15 protein-coding genes are annotated in these 18,320 nt (G+C 63.0%); 7 read left to right on the top strand and 8 right to left on the bottom strand.

Features of this window, described 5'->3' with window-relative positions; translation table 11 throughout:
- Window positions 1-304 precede the first annotated feature (304 nt).
- From AC0IW7_RS24480 to AC0IW7_RS24450, 7 genes are read left to right on the top strand one after another with little or no spacing between them, the layout of a single operon-like run.
- Entirely contained in the window at window positions 305-1,096 is a 792-nt protein-coding gene (locus tag AC0IW7_RS24480; protein WP_463549752.1) for an ABC transporter permease, read from the top strand.
- Window positions 1,097-1,098: 2 nt separating this feature from the next.
- Complete coding sequence (locus AC0IW7_RS24475) at window positions 1,099-1,860, top strand: ABC transporter ATP-binding protein (protein WP_471821431.1); 762 nt, start codon at window positions 1,099-1,101, stop codon at window positions 1,858-1,860.
- Window positions 1,857-3,053, top strand: coding sequence for an acyl-CoA dehydrogenase family protein (locus tag AC0IW7_RS24470; RefSeq protein ID WP_471821429.1), 1,197 nt, complete (start codon window positions 1,857-1,859; stop codon window positions 3,051-3,053). The genes AC0IW7_RS24475 and AC0IW7_RS24470 overlap by 4 nt, the downstream gene beginning before the upstream one ends.
- Window positions 3,050-4,009 (top strand): D-isomer specific 2-hydroxyacid dehydrogenase family protein, encoded by a 960-nt coding sequence (locus AC0IW7_RS24465; RefSeq protein ID WP_471821427.1) that lies wholly within the window; start codon window positions 3,050-3,052, stop codon window positions 4,007-4,009. The genes AC0IW7_RS24470 and AC0IW7_RS24465 overlap by 4 nt, the downstream gene beginning before the upstream one ends.
- Window positions 4,006-4,830, top strand: coding sequence for a class II aldolase/adducin family protein (locus AC0IW7_RS24460; protein WP_471821425.1), 825 nt, complete (start codon window positions 4,006-4,008; stop codon window positions 4,828-4,830). Before AC0IW7_RS24465 ends, AC0IW7_RS24460 begins: the two co-directional genes overlap by 4 nt.
- 12 nt (window positions 4,831-4,842) lie before the next feature.
- Window positions 4,843-5,805 (top strand): ABC transporter substrate-binding protein, encoded by a 963-nt coding sequence (locus tag AC0IW7_RS24455; protein WP_471821424.1) that lies wholly within the window; start codon window positions 4,843-4,845, stop codon window positions 5,803-5,805.
- Between the two features lie 3 nt (window positions 5,806-5,808).
- Window positions 5,809-6,996, top strand: a complete 1,188-nt coding sequence (locus AC0IW7_RS24450) for a dipeptidase (RefSeq protein WP_471821422.1) — start codon at window positions 5,809-5,811, stop codon at window positions 6,994-6,996.
- Between the two features lie 780 nt (window positions 6,997-7,776).
- Here the strand turns inward: AC0IW7_RS24450 and AC0IW7_RS24445 are convergent.
- The 8 genes from AC0IW7_RS24445 to AC0IW7_RS24410 form a co-directional block, all read right to left on the bottom strand.
- Entirely contained in the window at window positions 7,777-9,159 is a 1,383-nt protein-coding gene (locus tag AC0IW7_RS24445) for a heavy metal sensor histidine kinase (RefSeq protein WP_471821420.1), read from the bottom strand.
- Window positions 9,149-9,829, bottom strand: a complete 681-nt coding sequence (locus tag AC0IW7_RS24440; protein ID WP_471821418.1) for a heavy metal response regulator transcription factor — start codon at window positions 9,827-9,829, stop codon at window positions 9,149-9,151. Before AC0IW7_RS24440 ends, AC0IW7_RS24445 begins: the two co-directional genes overlap by 11 nt.
- 8 nt (window positions 9,830-9,837) lie before the next feature.
- On the bottom strand, window positions 9,838-12,933 hold the full coding sequence (locus AC0IW7_RS24435) for a multidrug efflux RND transporter permease subunit (protein ID WP_471821417.1): 3,096 nt from the start codon (window positions 12,931-12,933) through the stop codon (window positions 9,838-9,840).
- Window positions 12,930-14,096, bottom strand: coding sequence for an efflux RND transporter periplasmic adaptor subunit (locus AC0IW7_RS24430; RefSeq protein ID WP_471821415.1), 1,167 nt, complete (start codon window positions 14,094-14,096; stop codon window positions 12,930-12,932). Before AC0IW7_RS24430 ends, AC0IW7_RS24435 begins: the two co-directional genes overlap by 4 nt.
- Before the next feature lie 431 nt (window positions 14,097-14,527).
- Window positions 14,528-15,322: an ABC transporter ATP-binding protein gene (locus AC0IW7_RS24425; protein WP_471821413.1), complete on the bottom strand. Its 795-nt coding sequence runs from the start codon at window positions 15,320-15,322 to the stop codon at window positions 14,528-14,530.
- Between the two features lie 9 nt (window positions 15,323-15,331).
- Entirely contained in the window at window positions 15,332-16,102 is a 771-nt protein-coding gene (locus tag AC0IW7_RS24420; protein ID WP_471821411.1) for an ABC transporter permease, read from the bottom strand.
- Between the two features lie 9 nt (window positions 16,103-16,111).
- Window positions 16,112-16,879, bottom strand: coding sequence for an ABC transporter permease (locus AC0IW7_RS24415; RefSeq protein ID WP_471821410.1), 768 nt, complete (start codon window positions 16,877-16,879; stop codon window positions 16,112-16,114).
- A 1-nt stretch (window position 16,880) separates the two neighbouring features.
- Window positions 16,881-18,080 carry an MFS transporter gene (locus AC0IW7_RS24410; RefSeq protein WP_471821408.1) on the bottom strand — a complete coding sequence of 400 codons (1,200 nt, stop codon included), beginning with the start codon at window positions 18,078-18,080 and terminating at the stop codon, window positions 16,881-16,883.
- Window positions 18,081-18,320 lie beyond the last annotated feature (240 nt).

Below are 18,320 nucleotides of genomic sequence, written 5' to 3'. Positions count from 1 at the left end.
TCGCCTGAACGCCATGCTCCGAGACGGAACGCCCTGGCAGTCAGTTGGCGCGTGAACAAGACAGTTGCTCCTACAGGTGGTCGGTGCCTCTGTGGGAGCGGCTTCAGCCGCGATAGCCGCGCCGCTGATCCGGCATATTCACCCTTAATTAATATGCTCACGGCGCATATCAAAAAACAAAGGTAATGCGCCCATTACATATTAGGTTAGAACCAAATCGAATTTCCCGCTCATTTCTTATGTAGTTACCATGGCCCCACCTGAAGGCTTCGCAGCCTTCATTTGCTGATTTCAGGGAGATGGCATGTCAGTACGTTCACTTGCTCGCTGGCCGATGGTGCGCAACGTGGCGGCGCGGTTGGTCAGTCCGTTGCTGTTGCTGTTGCTGTGGGAAGTGGCCTCGCAAACCGGTGTGTTGCCGACGCGCGTTATCGCCGCGCCCAGCGCTATCGGCGGCACCTTGTGGCAGTTGCTGGCGAGCGGTGAGTTGGCTGGGCATTTGTGGGTGTCGTTGGGGCGTGCGCTTAGCGGCCTGGCGATTGGCGTTAGCGTGGGCACTACGTTGGCGCTGGTGGCGGGGCTGTCACGCGGTGGCGAGTTGGCCATCGACTCGCCCATGCAAATGCTGCGTACCTTGCCGTTTCTGGCCATCGTGCCGCTGTTTATTTTGTGGTTCGGCGTGGGCGAAACGCCAAAGATCGCGCTCATCGCCCTGGGCACCACCTTTCCCATTTACCTCACTTTGTTTGCCGGCATCCGTGGCCTTGATCCGAAGCTGATCGAAGCGGCCACGCTGTTCGGCCTCAACCGGCGCGAGCGCGTGTGGCATGTGATTTTGCCGGGCGCCTTGCCGTCGTTTTTTGTCGGCTTGCGCTATGCGTTCGGCATCAGTTGGCTGGGGTTGGTGGTCGTCGAGCAGATCAACGCCACGGCCGGCATCGGCTACCTGGTCAACGATGCCCGCGACTTTATGCGCACCGACGTCATCGTCATCTGCCTTCTCGTGTACAGCGTGCTGGGCCTGGGCATCGATGCCCTGGTGCGCGGGCTTGAACGTTTCACCCTGGCCTGGCGGCCGACATTCATTGGGAGTTGAACATGCCTCGCGGTGGCTCTTTTTCTGCGGTGTCGGTGCGCCAGGCGGTTCGCCAATTTGGCCCGCAGCGCATTCTGGATGGCCTCGACCTGGAGATCGGCGCCGGCCAATTCGTGGCCTTGCTGGGGCGCAGCGGTTCGGGAAAAACCACTTTGCTGCGCGCCCTGGCCGGTTTGGATCAGATCGACAGCGGCCAACTGCAAGTGCCCGACGCCCGTGCGGCGGTGTTTCAGGAGCCGCGCCTGATGCCGTGGAAGCGCGCCTGGCGCAATGTCAGCCTTGGCTTGCGCGGGCCAGAGCCGCGTGAACGGGCGCTGGCGGCGATGGCGGAAGTGGGTTTGCAGCATCGTTTGCAAGCCTGGCCCGGCACCTTGTCGGGCGGCGAGGCGCAGCGGGTGGCGCTGGCCCGGGCCTTGGTGCGCGAGCCGAAACTGCTGCTGCTTGACGAACCTTTCGCCGCCCTCGATGCGCTCACCCGTCTGCGCATGCAGCAGTTGGTGCTTGAGCTGTGGCGCAAACATGAACCGGCGGTGCTGCTGGTGACCCACGACGTCGACGAAGCCGTGTTGCTGGCCGACCGCGTGTTGGTGTTGGACCAGGGTCGCATCGTCGACGACCTGGCCATTACCCAGCCGCGCCCACGGGAAATTGCCACACGCTCGTTGCAGGACATTCGCCGCCATCTGCTCACCTTGCTCGGCGTCGAGTCTGCACCAGCGGCCGTGCCCAACCATTCCTTCTACCTGACCGGAACGCACCGATGACCCTGACTGCCCAGCCCGCCATCGCCGTGGACACCCGGCCCGATTTGGACAGCCCGGCCTTTGCCCAGCTGCTCGACCGACTGAGCGCCGAGTTCGCCGCCAGCGCCGGCCATTACGACCGCCACAGCGAATTCCCCCACGCCAATTTGCAGCGTTTGCACGAGCACCAGTTGCTGGCCCTGACCGTGCCGCGCGAGCTGGGCGGCAGCGGCGCCACGCTGGCCCAGGCGCGGCGTGTAATCAGCGCCGTGGCCAAGGGCGAACCGTCCACCGCCTTGGTGCTGGTGATGCAATACCTGCAACACACGCGCCTGCAAAAAAACCTGGCCTGGCCCGAATACCTGCGCCTGCGCGTGGCGCGCGAAGCAGTGGAAGAGGGCGCGCTGATCAACGCCCTGCGCGTGGAACCCGAACTCGGCACCCCGGCGCGCGGAGGCTTGCCCGCCACGCTGGCCACGCGGGTGCCCGAAGGCTGGCGGCTAAACGGGCGGAAAATTTATTCCACCGGCATTCCCGGTTTGACCTGGCTGTCGGTGTGGGCGCGCAGCGATGACAGCGTGCCGCGCGTGGGCACCTGGCTGGTGCACCGCGATACGCCGGGCATTCGCGTCGAAGAAACCTGGGACCACCTCGGCATGCGCGCCACCGGCAGCCACGACGTGATTTTTGACAACGTGCTCGTGCCCTTCGACCACGCCGTCGACGTGCAGCCGGCCGACGTGCCGCGCCCCTCGGAACTCGACCCTTCGGGCGTGCTGTGGCTGGCGGTGTTGCTGTCGAGCATCTACGACGGCGTGGCGCAGGCGGCCCGCGACTGGCTGGTGGGCTGGCTGCGCGAACGCACGCCGGCCAACCTCGGCGCGCCGCTGGCGACGTTGCCGCGCTTTCAGGAAGTGGTCGGCCGTATCGATGCGTTGCTGTTGTCCAACCGCGTGCTGCTCGATGCCGCCGCTGAAGGGCGCGTGCCGGCCAGCGAAGCCACGCAGATCAAATACCTGGTCACCCACCAGGCGATCAAAGCCGTGGAACTGGGCATCGAGGCCATCGGCAACCCGGCATTGGCGCGCGGCAATCCACTTGAGCGCCATTACCGTGACGTGCTGTGCAGCCGCATTCACACCCCGCAAGACGACGCCATTCTTGGCGCCGCCGGCCGCGCTGCTTTCGCCCAGGCCGCCGAGGCGCTGGCATGAGCACGTTACGAATTGCCAGCCAATTGGACGTGGCGTTTAACGCGCACTTGCGGCGCGTGCTGCCGGATGCCGAGGTGCTGGATTGGCCGCGCGGGGTGTTTGCCGGCTTGCCAACGGACGTGCAGGTAATGTTGGCCGCACCGCAGCCGAAATTGCTCAGCGCCGAAGAGCCGGTCGGCTGGCCCTATGGGTTGCAGTTCATTCAACTGGTGAGCTCGGGCATCGACTTTTTCCCGCCCTGGTTGCTTGAGCGCGTGCCGGTTGCCAGTGCGCGGGGCGCCACGGCCGAGGCCATCGCCGAGTTCGCCTTGGCCTGCGTGCTGGCTGCCGCCAAGCAGTTGCCAGCGGTGTGGATCAACGACGCCAGTCAGTGGCAGCAGCGCGCGTTGGCGTCGGTCAGCGGCAGCACGTTGGGGCTATTCGGCTTCGGCAGCATTGCTCGCAGCACCGCGCACAAAGCCCTGGCGCTGGGCATGAACGTGGTCGCCTTGCGTGGCTCGGCCAAACCCTTCGACCTGCCGGGTATTCAGCCCGCACGGGACATTCACGACCTGTTCGCCCGCGCCGATCACCTGCTGCTGGCCGCGCCCGCCACGGCGCAGACCTACCGTGTGGTCAACCGCGCCGTCCTGGCCTCGGCTAAACCGGGCCTGCACTTGATCAATGTGGCGCGCGGCAGCCTGATCGATCAGGACGCCCTGCGCGAGGCGCTGGATACCGGGCACATCGGCCTGGCCAGCCTCGATGTCACCGACCCCGAACCGCTGCCGGCTGGCCATTGGCTGTATGGCCACGCGCGGGTGCGGTTATCGCCGCACACCTCGGCGAACTCGCCGCAGGTTTACCTCAATATCGCCGCGCTGCTGGCCCGCAACCTTCAACGGTGGCGCGCCGGCGACGGCTTGGAAAACGCCGTGTCCGTTGCCGGCCAACGGCTTAAAGGAGTTCCCGCATGAGTGCCCAACCGCCCGGTCTGCCCAGACCGTCCGCCTATGGTTTGCAGCGCGACGGTCACACCGTTTTTCGCTGGCAACATCCGCCGCAACAGAGCACCTATGCCGCCGAACGGCGTTTGCGCCGCGAGCGATTGGCGGCGGGTTTTCGGCTGTTTGCGCGGCATGGCTTCGACATGGGCGGCGCTGGGCATATCACCGTGCGCGACCCGGAATTTCCTGAGCATTTCTGGGTAAACCCGGTGGGCGTCTACTTCGGCCATATCCGCGTCAGCGACCTGCTGCTGGTGAACCCGGAAGGCGAAATCGTTGAGGGCGAGGGCGCACTGAATCTGGCCGCGTTTGCCATTCATGCCGCCCTGCACAAAGCGCGCCCCGACGTGGTGGCCGCCGCGCACGCGCATTCGCTGTACGGCAAAGCCTGGTCCAGCCTTGGCCGTTTGCTCGACCCACTGACCCAGGACGCCTGCGCGTTTTATGAAAAGCACGCGCTGTTCGACAACTTCAGCGGCGTGGTGCTGGAAGAAAGCGAAGGCGCGCGCATCGCCGCCACGCTGGGCGCGCACAACGTGGCGTTGATTCTGCAAAACCACGGCTTGCTCACCGTTGGCGAAACCGTGGAGGCGGCGGTGTGGCGTTTTATCGCCTTGGAAAACGCCGCCCACAGCCAACTGCTGGCCGAAGCCGCTGGCACCCCGAAACCGATTCCCGCCGAGGTCGCGCGCCACACCGCCGGCCAAGTGGGCACCGAATTTGGCAGCTGGTTTGCCCTGCAATCGCACTGGGACCGACTGGTGCGCGAAGAACCCGATTTCCTTGAGTGAAGGACCACCGTTATGAACCGTCGTGAATTTATCCAGCGCTCAGCCGTCTCCGGTTTGGCCGCCGCGTTGCCGTGGCGCCTGGCCCACAGCGCGGCGCCCTGGGAAGGCGCCAGTCTGCACGTGGCCACTTACAAAGGCGCGGCGCCGACCTTTTTCGCCGAGGCGGGCATCGAGACGCCGCCGTACCCGGTGAAATACGCCGAATTTACCGGCGGCAACCTGGCCTTCGAAGCGTTGGTCAGCGGCACCCTCGACATCGCGCCGATGAGCGAAATTCCGCCCATTTTCGGCATCAAAAACCAGGCGCCGGTAAAGCTGATTGCCGTACTCACGGGCGACGTCAACAACCAGGCGATCATCGTGCCCAAGGGCTCGAACATCCAAACCCTCGGCGACCTGCGCGGCAAACGCATCGGTTACATCCGCTCCACCACCTCGCATTTCCTGCTGCTCAAAGCCCTGAAAGAACAAGGCCTGAGTTTCGCCGACATCACGCCCATGGCGCTGACCCCGCAAGACGGCTTCGCCGCGTTTCAAAACGGCAACCTTGATGCGTGGGTGACATACGGCTATTTCATCCAACTGGCCGAACTGCGCAGCGGCGCGCGGGTGTTGCGCACGGGGCAGGGCTACTTGTCGGGCAACTACGTGATCGCCGCCAACGCCAAGACCATCGCCGACCCGAAAAAACACGCCGCCATTACCGACTACATCCTGCGTGAATACCGCACCTGGCAATGGATTCAACACAACCCCGAAGCCTGGGCGGCCAAGAGCGAGAAAATTCTCGGCATTCCCAAAGAGGTGTTTCTCGCCCAGTTCAAAGCCCAGAGCGGCCCGCGTGTATTGCAGCCGGTCGACGATGCCGCCGTGCGCTCGCAGCAGGAGGTGGCCGATGTGTTCTACCAAGCCGGCGTGCTGCCCAAGGCCCTGGACGTGTCGACGCTGTGGGACCGCAGCTTTCGCTGGGGTTGAGCCGTGACGCGCCTAACCGTTGCGCTGCTCGTGGCGCTGGCAAGTGCCCCAACGCTTGCTGAGGACGCCTTGCAGCAACGCTTGCTGATACTCGACAGCCACCTCGACACATCCATGCAACTGGCGCGGCCCGGCTGGGACATCAGCCAGCGTCACCGCTACGCAGACGACCTGTCGCAAGTCGACCTGCCGCGTATGCGTGACGGCGGCCTGGACGGTGGCTTTTGGGCCATCTTCACGCCGCAGGGCCCGCTCACCGACGAAGGTCGCACGCTGGCCAGCGAACATGGCCTGGCCGTGCTCACGCGCATCCGCGACATGCTCGCCAGCCACCCGAACGACTTCGAACTGGCCCTGACCGCCGACGACGCCACACGTATCGCCGGGCAGGGCAAACGCGTGGTCTTCATCAGCATGGAAAACGCCGAACCGCTGGCCGCCGACCCCGCGCGCCTGGTCACCTACCACCGCCTGGGCCTGCGCATGCTTGGCTTGGTACACGCCGCCAACAACAGCTTCGCCGACTCCGCCACGGCATTGCCGCACTGGCACGGCCTGAGCGCCGACGGCAAAGCGCTGGTCGCCGAGGCGAACCGTTTGGGCATTGTGCTCGATGTATCCCATGCCTCGGACGCGACCTTCGACCAAGTGCTGGCCCTGAGTCGCGCGCCGATCATTGCCTCGCACTCCGGCAGCCGCGTGATCGCCGCTAGCCCCCGCAACCTCGACGACAACCGCCTGCGTCGACTGGCCGCCGCCGGTGGCGTGGTGGGCATCAACAGCTTCCCCAACGACCTCATCACCCGCCGCCCCAACCCCCTGCGCGACAAAGCCCTGAGCCCGCTGTACCGCGAATTTCGCAACGCCGCTGCGCTGAGTCCCGAACGCGTCGCCGACCTGGCCGAACGCATCCGCCAAGCTGATGCCGCGTACCCGCAACAGCAAGCGAGCTTTGACGACTTCACCCGTCATCTGCTGCATGTACTGGCCGTGGTTGGGCCCGAACACGTGGCCATCGGCGCCGACTGGGATGGCGGCGGTGGCGTGGTCGGCATGGACGATGTGAGCCAGTTGGGGCGCATTACCGAGCGGCTGTTACAGGCCGGGTATGGGGAAGGGGACTTGGCCAATATTTATGGCGGGAATTTATTGCGGGTTGTGGGGGCGGTGCAGCGGGTGGGTGAGCAATGAAGCGGCTGCGGGCGAGAGAAGTGTTTCCAGGAATCGCGGCTAAAGCCGCGATGCTGTAATTCATTCATTACCACGTGTGCCGAACGCAGCGAATGGTCGCCCAAACTTCCGTCATCCTCGCGCACGCGGGGATCCAGAATTTTGAGTCGTATGCATCAGGCACAGGCGGAGGTATTCATTACCGCGTGCGCTGAACGTTTTGTTTCGCGCCTTACGCGCGAGTTTCTTTTGTCAGTCGACACAAAAGAAACCAAAAAGTCTTGCCCCTACCTTGGCCTTCCGCTGCGCTCCTGGTCCCCTCACTCCGTCGCCGCTCCGGGGGCACGGCGAGACGGGCCATCCTTGGCCCGACACGCCTCTCGCGGCTCCCGGCCGCTCAACCCCCTACACGTCGACTCCACTCGGCCTGCGATGAATGGGGCGGGTAGATCACAAGCCAGATCAAAAGCAAACGCCGCCCGTGCCATATGCATACGGCTCAAGATTCTGGATCCCGAATTGTCGGACCACCGCCTGCGCGAGGATGACGGAGGTTTGGGCGACGATTGCGTTGGGCTTCGCCGCGTACGGCACACGCGGTGATGAATACCGCCGCCAGTGCCAAATGCATACGGCTCAAGATTCTGGATCCCGAATTGTCGGACCACCGCCTACGCGAGGATGACGGAGGTTTGGGCGACGGGCGTGTTACGACCGGAAATTTTGGACCGAATCGTCGGACCGCCGCCTAAGCGGGGATGACGGGGTTTGGAGATAGACCCCGCTACCAACCTGCCAGCCTCACGCCGGCAGATACATCCCAAACGTATTCACCCCATCCCGACTGTCCACAAACACCTCCCCCCCATGCATCAACGCAATCGCCTTAACAATCGCCAACCCCAACCCATGATTCGCCCCACTGTTCGAACGCGCCGCATCCACCCGATAAAACCGCTCAAACAACCTCGGCAAATGCTCCCCCACAATCACCTCGCCCGGATTGGCCACGCCAATGCTCACCCGTTGCCCCTGCCGATCAATAAACACATTGATCGTGTGCCCCGCAGCAGTGTGCTGCACGGCGTTGTTGAGCAGGTTGATCAAGGCGCGCAGAAAGTGGGCGCGTTCGATCAGTACCTCGGCGTCGCCATGCACCTGCACGTCGACGCCGGCATCTTCAAGAATGAAATCCAGGTAATCCACCGCCGTCGCCACTTCAGCGGCCAACGAGGTGGTGGTCAGTTGCGTGGCTTTGTCGCCCTGGTCGGCGCGGGCCAGGAACAGCATGTCGTTGATGATCGAGCGCAGGCGTTCGAGTTCTTCAAGGTTGGATTGCAGCACTTCAAAATAATGCTCGGCCGAGCGGCCTCGGGTGAGGGCCACTTGGGTTTGGCCGATCAGGTTGGTCAGCGGTGAGCGCAGTTCATGGGCGACGTCGGCGTTGAAGGATTCGAGGCGGGTGTAAGCCTGCTCCACACGGCCCAACGTGGTGTTGAAAGCGCTGGCGAATTGCTGCAGTTCGGGCGGTAGGGATGACAGTTGCAAGCGGCCCGACAACCTCGGCGGGGTCAATTTTTCCGCTTCCGCTGAGAGTTTGATCAGCGGCCGCAAACCAACCCGCGCCACCCAATAACCCAGCGCCGACGCGAGCAGCACGCCGGCCACCGCCAGGCTCAGCAGGGCAATCAATAAGTGGTGCTGGGTTTGCCAAAAGGTTTCGGTGTCGATGGTGATTAAAAAACGCAGGGGCGGGCGGCCGTCTTTGGCTTCGAATTGGCTGATCAGCACTTTCTGCGGGTAAGCGCGGTCGTCGGTGACCAGCTCGCGAATGCCCAGCGGGCCAGCGGCAAATGCTCGAATGGCCGGGGTCGGCGCGCCGAATTCATAGGCCGGGTTGCCACTCACCACCCAGAAGCGGATGCGTTTGTCTTCTTCGCTGAGCAGGGTGAGTTTGTTGGTGATTTTCAGCCAGTGCTCCGGCGTGCCAAAACGGTCCACGGCGGACTCGAGCACGCTGTAGCGCGCGTCCAGTTCGGCGTCGGGGAGCATGCTCATGCCCTTGTCGACCTGCTGGTACAACGCGCCGCCAATGAGCAAAAACACCAGCAGCGCGACCAAGGTAAACAGCGCGCTCATGCGCAAGGCAATCGAGCGGCTCAGCGGCGTGGCTTCACTCGCCATGGCGGCACTCCAGTACATAGCCCATGCCGCGAATGGTGTGCAGCAACTTGCCCGAAAACGGCCCGTCGAGTTTGGCGCGCAGGCGTTTGATCGCCACTTCGACGACGTTGGCGTCGCTGTCGAAATTCACGTCCCAGACCATTTCGGCCAGGGCGGTCTTCGACAGAATTTCGCCTTGGTGGCGAGCCAGTGCGCTGAGCAACGAGAACTCTTTGGCGGTGAGGTCCAGCCGCTGGCCGGCGCGCGTGGCTTTGCGGCTGATGAGGTCGACGGCCAGATCAGCGATGCTGATTTGCACCGGCTCATGGCTGGCGCCGCTGCGCCGGGTGAGGGCTTGCAGGCGGGCGACCAGTTCTAGAAAGGAGAACGGTTTGCCCAGGTAATCGTCGGCGCCTTCACGCAAGCCGCGAATGCGGTCTTCCACGCGTTCGCGGGCGGTGAGCATGATCACCGGCGTTTGTTTGCGCGCACGCAGCGCACGCAGCACGCCGAAGCCGTCGAGGCCGGGCAGCATGACGTCGAGCACGATCACCGCGTAGTCGTTTTCCAGCGCCAGGTGCAGGCCGTCGATGCCGTCGCGGGCCACGTCCACGGTGTAGCCCTGTTCGGTGAGGCCACGGTGCAGGTAGTCGGCGGTTTTTTCTTCGTCTTCGATGATCAGAATGCGCATGGTCGGGCTCAGTGTTCGGTGGCAACGAGCGGCGCCGCCTGGCGTCGGTGGAACCACCGCTCAAGCGCCAAGTATATGACCGGCGTGGTGAACAGCGTCAGCGCCTGGCTGACCAACAAACCACCGACTACGGCAATGCCCAGCGGTTGGCGCAACTCGGCGCCGGTGCCAAAACCGAGCATCAGCGGCAGGGCGCCGAGCAGGGCGGCGAGGGTGGTCATGATGATCGGCCGAAAGCGCGTGAGGCACGCTTGGTAAATCGCCTCCTGCGGCGACAGCCCGCGCTCGCGCTGGGCTTCCAGGGCGAAGTCGATCATCAGAATGCCGTTCTTCTTGACGATGCCGATCAGCAGCACCAGCCCGATCAGCGCCATGATGGAAAAATCCTGCCCGCACAGCCACAGCATCACCAAGGCGCCAAGACCGGCCGAGGGCAGGGTGGAGATGATGGTCAGCGGGTGCACGAAGCTTTCATAGAGCACGCCCAGAATGATGTACACCGCCACCAGCGCCGCCAGAATCAGCCACGGCTGACTGGCCAGCGAACTCTGGAATGCCTGTGCCGCACCCTGGAAATTGCCGCTTATTTCCGCCGGCATACCGATGTCGAGCTTGGCCTGGTTCAGTTCCCGCACCGCGTCGCCCAGGGCCACGCCTGGCGCCAGGTTGAACGACAGGTTGGCCGCCGGGAACATGCCGTCGTGGGCAATCGACAACGGCCCGCTGGTGGGCACGTCGACCTTGGCCAGGGCCGACAGCGGCACCATCTCATCGGTTAGCGGCGAGCGCAGGTAGAAGAAGTTCAGGCTCTCGGCTTTGCCGCGCTGCTGCTCGTTGAGTTCCAGAATCACCTTGTACTGGTTGGTCTCGGTCTGGAATTCACTGATTTGCCGCTGCCCGAAAGCGTCGTACAGCGCTTGGTCGACATCGCTGGTGGTTAGCCCGAAACGCGCCGCCGCGCTGCGGTCGATGCTGATGTGGGTGATGCTGCCGCCCAGTTGCAGGTCGTTGGACAAGTCGCGAAATGCCGGGTTGCTGCGCAGTTTGTCGGTGAGGCGCTGGGTCCACAGGTTAAGGCTTGGGCCGTCGTTGCTTTTCAGCGTGTACTGGTACTGGCTGCGGCTGGGGCCGGCGCTGAGGTTGATGTCCTGGCCGGCGCGCAGGTACAGCACGATGCCGGGCAGGGTCATGAGTTTGGGGCGGATGCGGTCGATGAACTCGCTGGCCGATACATCGCGTTCACCCCGTGGTTTGAGGGTGATCCAGAAGCGGCCGTTGGCGATGGTCTGGTTGTTGCCGGATACGCCGACCATATGGGAAAACACGCTGACAGCTGGATCGGCGGCCACGATTTTCGCCAGCTCGCGGTGCTTGGCAACCATCTCGGGATAGGAGATATCCGCTGCCGCCTCGGTGGTGCCCAGCACGAAGCCGGTGTCTTGCACCGGGAAAAATCCTTTGGGAATAAACACGTAACCGACCACCGCCAACACCAGGCTGGCGCTGAACAGGCCAAGCATTAACCGTTGGTGATTCAGGGCGCGGCGCAGGCCGTGGTCATAGCGGCTTAACAGCCAGTCGCCGAAGCCTTTGCGCTCGCCGGTGTGGTGGGCTTGGGCGCGCATAAACAAGGCGGCCAAGGCCGGCGCCAGTGTCAGCGATACCACCACGGAAATCAGAATGGTCGAGGTCGCGGTCAGGGCAAATTCCTTGAACAGTCGCCCCACCACGCCGCCCATAAACAGCAGCGGAATAAACGCGGCAATCAGCGAGAAGCTGATGGACACCACGGTGAAACCAATTTCGCCGGCGCCCTTGATCGCCGCTTCGCGCATGCCTTCACCGGCTTCCAGGTGCCGGTGAATGTTTTCCACCACGACGATCGCATCGTCCACCACAAAACCGACGGCAACGACGATGGCCACCAGCGTCAGGTTGTTGAGGCTGAACCCCATCACATACATCAGCGCGAAGCTGGCAATCAGCGACACCGCCAACACGCTGGTGACAATCAAGGTGGCTGACCACTGACGCAGAAACAACGCCATCACCGCGACCACCAGCAACACGGCAATCAGCAGGGTAATTTCCACTTCGTGCAGCGAGGCGCGGATGGTTTGCGTGCGGTCGTTGAGCACGGAAACCTGCACCGACGCCGAAAGCATGGCCTGCAAGCGCGGCAGCTCGGCCTGAATACGGTCGACGGTGTCGACGATGTTGGCGCCCGGCTGGCGGAAGATCACCAGGTTGAGCCCCGGCTGGTCGTTCGACCACGCCTGCACATAGGCGTTTTCCGCGCCGTCGATCACCCGCGCCACATCGTTGACCCTAACCGGCGCGCCATCTTTGTAGGAGACGATCAACTGGCCGTAGTCTTCGGGGTGAAACAACTGGTCGTTGGTGGCCAGCGTGGAAATGCTCGACTCACCGTACAGCGCGCCTTTGGCCAGGTTGAGGCTGGTTTGTTGCAGCGCCGTGCGCAGGTCGGCAAGGGTCAGGCCGAGGGCAGCGAGTTTGTCCGGCGAGGCTTGCACACGGATAGCCGGACGTTGCTGGCCGCTGATGTTGATCAGGCCAACGCCATCAATCTGGCTCAGCTGGCGGGCCAGAATGGTTTCGGCCTGGTCACTGAGTTCGGTGCCGGGCATTTGCGTCGAACTGACGGCGAGGATCAGCACCGGGCTGTCCGCCGGGTTGACCTTGCGCCAGGTCGGCAGGCTGGGCATGTCTTGCGGCAGCTTGCCGGCGGCGGTGTTGATGGCCGCTTGCACTTCCTGGGCGGCGCTGTCGATGCTCTTGTCGAGGGTGAATTGCAGAATCAGGTTGGTCGAGCCCAGGGCACTGGTTGAGGTCATCTGCGTCATGCCGGGAATGGCACTGAACTGCACCTCAAGCGGCGTGGCCACCGACGAGGCCATGGTGTCCGGGCTGGCGCCGGGCAGCTGCGCGTTCACCTGAATGGTCGGAAACTCAGCCTCTGGCAACGGCGCCAGCGGCAGCTGCGGAAAAGCCACCAGCCCCAGCAGTACCAAGGCGAAGGTCAGCAGCAAGGTGGCGACCGGGTGATCGACACACCAGGCCGATACCGCGCCGCGCCCGGTCACGGTTGCACCTGTGCCGTGGCGGCGGGTTCATCGCTCAACACCTCGATTTTCGACCCCGGCTTCAAGCGCGACTGGCCATCGCGAATCAGCACGGTGCCAGCCTGAATCGCCGCCGGCTGCACGCCTTGGATAATGTTCAGCTCGCTGTCTTGGTACAGCACCTTCACCGGCACGCTTTCCACCGTGTCGCCGTTAACGCGGTACACGAAATAATTCTCCAGCCCGCGCTGCACCACCTGCGGCGGCACCACCAGCGCGCCTTGGTCGACGGCGGTTTGCACCTTCACCGTGACCAATTGGCCGGGCCACAGGGTTTGCTTGGCATTGGCAAACTGGGCCTTGGCCCGCAGCGTGCCGGTGCTGGCGCTGACTTGGTTGTCGATCAAACGCAACTGGCCCTTAGCGAGCAGGGTGCCGGTTTGTTCGTGGTCGCTGAGGTAGGCATTGACCAGCGCCGGGGTTGGCGCGTTGAGCAGTTGCTGCAAGGTGGGCAACAGGTTTTGTGGCAAGGAAAACTCCACCGCGATGGGGTCGATTTGGGTGACGCTAAACAAGCCCTGGGCATCGCTGACGCGCAGGAAATTGCCCGGATCGACCGTGCGAATCCCCACCCGGCCAGCGACCGGCGAGCGAATCTGGGTAAACGACAACTGCACTTGCGCCGCTGCAATCGCCGCCTGATTGCCTTGCACCGTGGCCTTCAACTGGTCGGTCAACGCCTGCTGCTGATCGAGGGTTTGCTTGGACACGCCGTCGTCGACACTGAGCAGCTTGTAGCGCTTCAAATCGACCTCGGCGACATGCAACTGCGCCTGTGCCTGGCCCAACTGCGCCTTGGCCTGATCGAGGCTGGCGCGAATGGCCCGGTCATCAATCTGCGCCATCAGGTCGCCGGCCTTTACCCATTGGCCTTCTTTCACCAGCAACTGAGTGAGCACGCCATCAATCTGCGTGCGCACCACCACGCTGTGCAGCGACAACACCGTGCCGATGGCACTGATAAATCGCGGTACGTCTTGCTGCTTAACCGCCACTACGTGCACGGGTATGCCTACAGGGCCGGCAGTTTTGGTTGTATTGGGTTTCGGTAGAACGCTTTTCAAAGCGAGGGCGGCGGCCGCCACCAGCACGAGGGAGATCACGATTTTGCTGCGAGTGCGCATGCGGATGACGCCAGAGCTGGAATGAAGGGGAAGGTAGCGTGCCGTTATACCGGGTCGAGGCGGTCATGAGGGTGACGTGTAAATGACCGGGCTGTCAGTTTCGGGGGGGGGGATTCCCGCCGGCGCGGGAATGACGGTGTTGGGGTTGGGGATGACGTTCTCGCCATCGCTTAGCCTCAGGCTCGCAAATCTCACGTCATGTACACACGTCTACGCCAAAACCTCCGTCATTCCCGCGAAAGCGGGAATCCAGAGTTTCGGACGTTACGGTGCTCGTCGCCAAAGCCTGGATCCCCGCGTTCGCGAGGATGACGGGGGTGGGGTTTGTAACGTCGTCACCTTCAAGACTCTGGATCCCCGCGTTCGCCAGGATGACGGTGTAACCGGTTGAAGCACCGTCGCCCCCTCAAGCACCGCAGCCAATGGCCCCCTCAATGCCCAGTCAATTCCCCCAACAACTCATCCTTCAACCGCTTCAACTCCGGCGCCGCGCGATCCCGAGGGTGGGGCAGGTCCACGCGAATTTCGTGCTTAATGCGCCCCGGATACGAGTCCAAAACAATCACCCGATCCCCCAGGTACAGCGCTTCTTCAACATCATGGGTCACCATGATCATGGTGCTGCGCTGTTGCACCCAGATGCGTTGTAATTCGCCTTGCAGGTGCACGCGGGTGAGGGCGTCGAGGGCGCCGAGGGGTTCGTCGAGCAGCAAAATTTTCGGTTGGGTAATCAGTGCCCGGGCAATCGCGGCCCGTTGCGCCATGCCGCCGGAGAGTTGATGCGGGTACGCCTGTTCAAACCCGGTAAGGCCGACCAAGGCGATGTGCTCAGCCACGCGCTGCTGTTTCTCGGCTTTGCTCTGCGCCTGGTTTTTCAGGGCCAGGGTTATGTTTTTCTCGACCGTCATCCACGGGAACAAACGGTGGTCCTGAAACACGATGCCGCGTTCCAGGCTGGTGTCCGTGATGCGCTGGCCGTCGAGCAGAATGTCGCCGTTGTAGTCGTTGTCCAGGCCGACGATCAGGCGCAGCAGGGTGGATTTGCCGCAGCCGCTGGCGCCGATGATGCTGACGAACTCGCCCGGGTTTACGTTCAGGTTGATGTTTTGCAACACCTGCAACGGTTGCCCTTCAATGCGGTATTGCTTGGAAAGCCCCTGAATCTGCAGGGCGCCGGGCAGGGCGAGATGCGCGGCCAGCGGAGCTTGTTTGAGTTGTGCGTTCACAGCGATCACCTATCCACGAATAGAACGCCAGCGCAGCACGTAGCGGCTCAGGCGGGAAAACAGCAGGTTCATCAGGTAGCCACACAGGCCGATGCACAGCACGCAGACCACGATGATCTCCATGCGTGCGCCGGCCTCGGCGTTCATCATCAGGTTGCCCAGGCCAGGGCCGGACGACAGAAACAACTCGCTGCCCACCGCCGTCACCCAGGCAAACGCCAGCGCATGCAATATGCCGTTGGCCATGCTCGGCACGGCGGCCGGCAGCAGTACGTAAACAAACTGCTGCGCGCGGCTCAGTTCGAGCACACGGCCCACTTCGCGGTAGCGTTTGTCGACGCCGCTAAACCCTTCGTAGGTGTTGAGTACCATGGGGTAGAACGCCGCGAGGGTGACGATCAGGATTTTCGAGACTTCACCGTTGCCAAACCACATGGCAATCAACGGAATCCAGCCGAGCATTGGCACCTGGCGAATGGAATGAAACAGCGGGCCGATCAGGCGGTCGGCCACTTTAGAAAGCGCCATCAACACGCCCACGGTCACGCCAAAGCCAATGCCCAGCGCCAGGCCCGTGGTGGTGCGCGCCAGGCTGGCGAGCAGGTTGGTTTGCAATTCGCCGTTGCCGAGCAACTCGACAAACGCGGCGCCGATGGTGTTGACCGGCACCAACGCATAGGCCCAGGTCGCGCCCTGACGCGACAGCGCGTCCCACAGCAGCACCAACAGCACCGGCAACACCAGGCCGCGCAACGCTTTCAGGCGGGTTATGTAGTTCATGCTCATCTCCTAGCGGGCCTGCCAGCGGAACAGGCGGCGTTCCAGCAGGCGAAAGCCGAAATCCAGGCCAAAGCCGATCACGCCGGTCACCACCACGCCGACCATCACAATGTCGATGCGCAGCATTTGCCGGCCCATTTCAATCATCTGGCCCAAGCCGTTGTCAGCCGCCAGCAACTCGGCGGCCACCAGCACCACCCAGGCGCGGGTCAGGCTGATGCGCAGGCCGGTGATAATCGGCGGCGCAGCGGCGGGAAAGGCGATTTTCTTGACCAGCGTCGGCCACGGCAGGCGGTACACGTTGGCGACTTCGAAGTAGCTGCGCGGAATCGCCTTCACACCTTCGCTGGCGGCCAGGGCAACGGGGAAGAACGCGGCCTTGGCGACGATGACGATTTTGAAGGTTTCCTCAATGCCGAAGAACAGCACAAACATGGGAATCAGGGCGATGCTGGGTATCTGGCGGATCGCGTGAAACAGCGGCCCGCAATACACCTGCACGGTTTTCGACAGCGCCATCAGCACGCCAAACGCCAAGCCTGCGAGCGAGCCGATAACAAAGCCGAAGGCCAAACGGCTCAGGCTGTTAAGCAGATGCTCTTGCAAGTCGCCGCTGGCGAGCAGTTCCTGAAACGCCTCCAGTACATACAGCGGCGGAATCAGCAGGGTTTTCGGGAACCAGCCAACGGCCGTCGCCCAGCTCCACAGCGCCAACAACGCCAGGGGCGAGATCAACCAGGTGAGCTTGCCGCCATAGTGTTTCCAGTCCAGGGCCATCTCACACCTCACTTATCAAAACGGGCCGGGCGTGGCGGCGTATGGCCCGCACCCAGCAGAGAACGGCCATGCCCAGCACCACGGGAATCCAGCACAAAAACAGATTGGCCAAACCGAGGTAGTGGCTCAGCACGCCGCCGAGCATGGCGCCGCTGAAACCGCCGACCATGCTGGCCAGGTTGAACAGCCCGGAGATCTTGCTTTTGTCCATGCTGTGCTCGCTCATCTGCGTCATGTTGACCAAATGAATCAGCGCCGTGCCGGTGCTTAACAGCACGCCGCCGAGGGCCAGCAGCCAGTAGTTCTGCGCCAGGCCCACGAGCAGCAAAGCGCTGATCGCGGCGCTTAGGCTGACCACATAGGCGAACACGCGGCCCAGGCGTTGCAGCACATACCCGAGGCTGAACAGCGCCACCACCGAGGCCAACCCTTGCACCATCACCAGGCTCACGGCTTGGGTCTGGTTGAGCTTGGCGACGTCCATGGCGAGCAGAATGATGAAGGTGCCAAACAGCGAGCCGGTGGCGCTGCCGACCAGTTCGATCAGGCAGCTTTGGGCGATTTCGACGTTGCCGATCATGCTTTTGATATCGCCCCACATCCCCAGCGCAGCGCCGGCCGCTGCGCCGTCGGCAGACGCTGGCGGTGTATCGCTCCAAAAGCCCAGGCTGTAACCGGCCATGGCGCCAAAGGCGAGGCCGATCACGACAAAGCCGAAGGTGAAACTGGTGCTCGAACTCAGCCAGTTGCCGAGCAGCGGGCCAATCAGCCCCATGCCCACCGTGAGCGCGCCGCGATACCAGCCGGCCTTGCTGCTGCCGATATGACGCAACTGCTGAAGGAAGGCGCTGTTCATCGACACGATGCGAAACGGAATGCACAAACCGATCAGCAACCGAGCCGCCGCTAACCACAGCCAGTGGCCAAACAGCGGAATCGCCAGGTTGAGCAGCATCGGCCCCAGGCTCGCGAGAAAATACACCCGGCGCGCGCCGTAGCGGGCGATCACGAAGCCGGCCGGCAGGGTGAGGAAAATCATGCCCAGCGATTCCATGGCCGAGATGATCCCCACCTGCATGGCATTGGCGCCCAGGTGCAAGGCATAAAGCGTGGTGACGATTTTGGCCATGCCGATGGTGGCGCCACTGAACGCGGCCAGGAGCATGAAATTGAGCAGGAAGGTGGTGCGCGAGGTGTTCACAAATCAGTCCGTCGCTAACACAGCAGGCGCTTGCGCTGCGGCAGTGACAGGGAGGGGCTTGGCCATAGGTAATCCTTGAGGTTTTTCTTAATGCCTTGGCTAGAGCAAGAGCTGTACCAAGGGCTGCACGCCAGCAGTGGCGAGGGTTTGCGGGCGAGGTGTTGGCTGTCTCTTATACACATCTGACGCTGCCGACGAAGTAGAGCCGGTGTAGATCTCGGTGGTCGCCGTATCATTAAA

This window comes from Pseudomonas sp. AC229, from assembly GCF_979254655.1.
The sequence above is the reverse complement of the archived record's forward strand: the minus strand, read 5'-3'. Positions and strand labels throughout refer to the sequence as shown.

Bases quoted from the DNA above. Each gene is read 5' to 3' on its own strand.
- AC0IW7_RS24480 (WP_463549752.1), top strand. From the start codon at position 305: ATGTCAGTACGTTCACTTGCTCGCTGGCCGATGGTGCGCAACGTGGCG.
- AC0IW7_RS24475 (WP_471821431.1), top strand. From the start codon at position 1,099: ATGCCTCGCGGTGGCTCTTTTTCTGCGGTGTCGGTGCGCCAGGCGGTT.
- AC0IW7_RS24470 (WP_471821429.1), top strand. From the start codon at position 1,857: ATGACCCTGACTGCCCAGCCCGCCATCGCCGTGGACACCCGGCCCGAT.
- AC0IW7_RS24465 (WP_471821427.1), top strand. From the start codon at position 3,050: ATGAGCACGTTACGAATTGCCAGCCAATTGGACGTGGCGTTTAACGCG.
- AC0IW7_RS24460 (WP_471821425.1), top strand. From the start codon at position 4,006: ATGAGTGCCCAACCGCCCGGTCTGCCCAGACCGTCCGCCTATGGTTTG.
- AC0IW7_RS24455 (WP_471821424.1), top strand. From the start codon at position 4,843: ATGAACCGTCGTGAATTTATCCAGCGCTCAGCCGTCTCCGGTTTGGCC.
- AC0IW7_RS24445 (WP_471821420.1), bottom strand. From the start codon at position 9,159: ATGGCGAGTGAAGCCACGCCGCTGAGCCGCTCGATTGCCTTGCGCATG.
- AC0IW7_RS24440 (WP_471821418.1), bottom strand. From the start codon at position 9,829: ATGCGCATTCTGATCATCGAAGACGAAGAAAAAACCGCCGACTACCTG.
- AC0IW7_RS24430 (WP_471821415.1), bottom strand. From the start codon at position 14,096: ATGCGCACTCGCAGCAAAATCGTGATCTCCCTCGTGCTGGTGGCGGCC.
- AC0IW7_RS24420 (WP_471821411.1), bottom strand. From the start codon at position 16,102: ATGAACTACATAACCCGCCTGAAAGCGTTGCGCGGCCTGGTGTTGCCG.
- AC0IW7_RS24415 (WP_471821410.1), bottom strand. From the start codon at position 16,879: ATGGCCCTGGACTGGAAACACTATGGCGGCAAGCTCACCTGGTTGATC.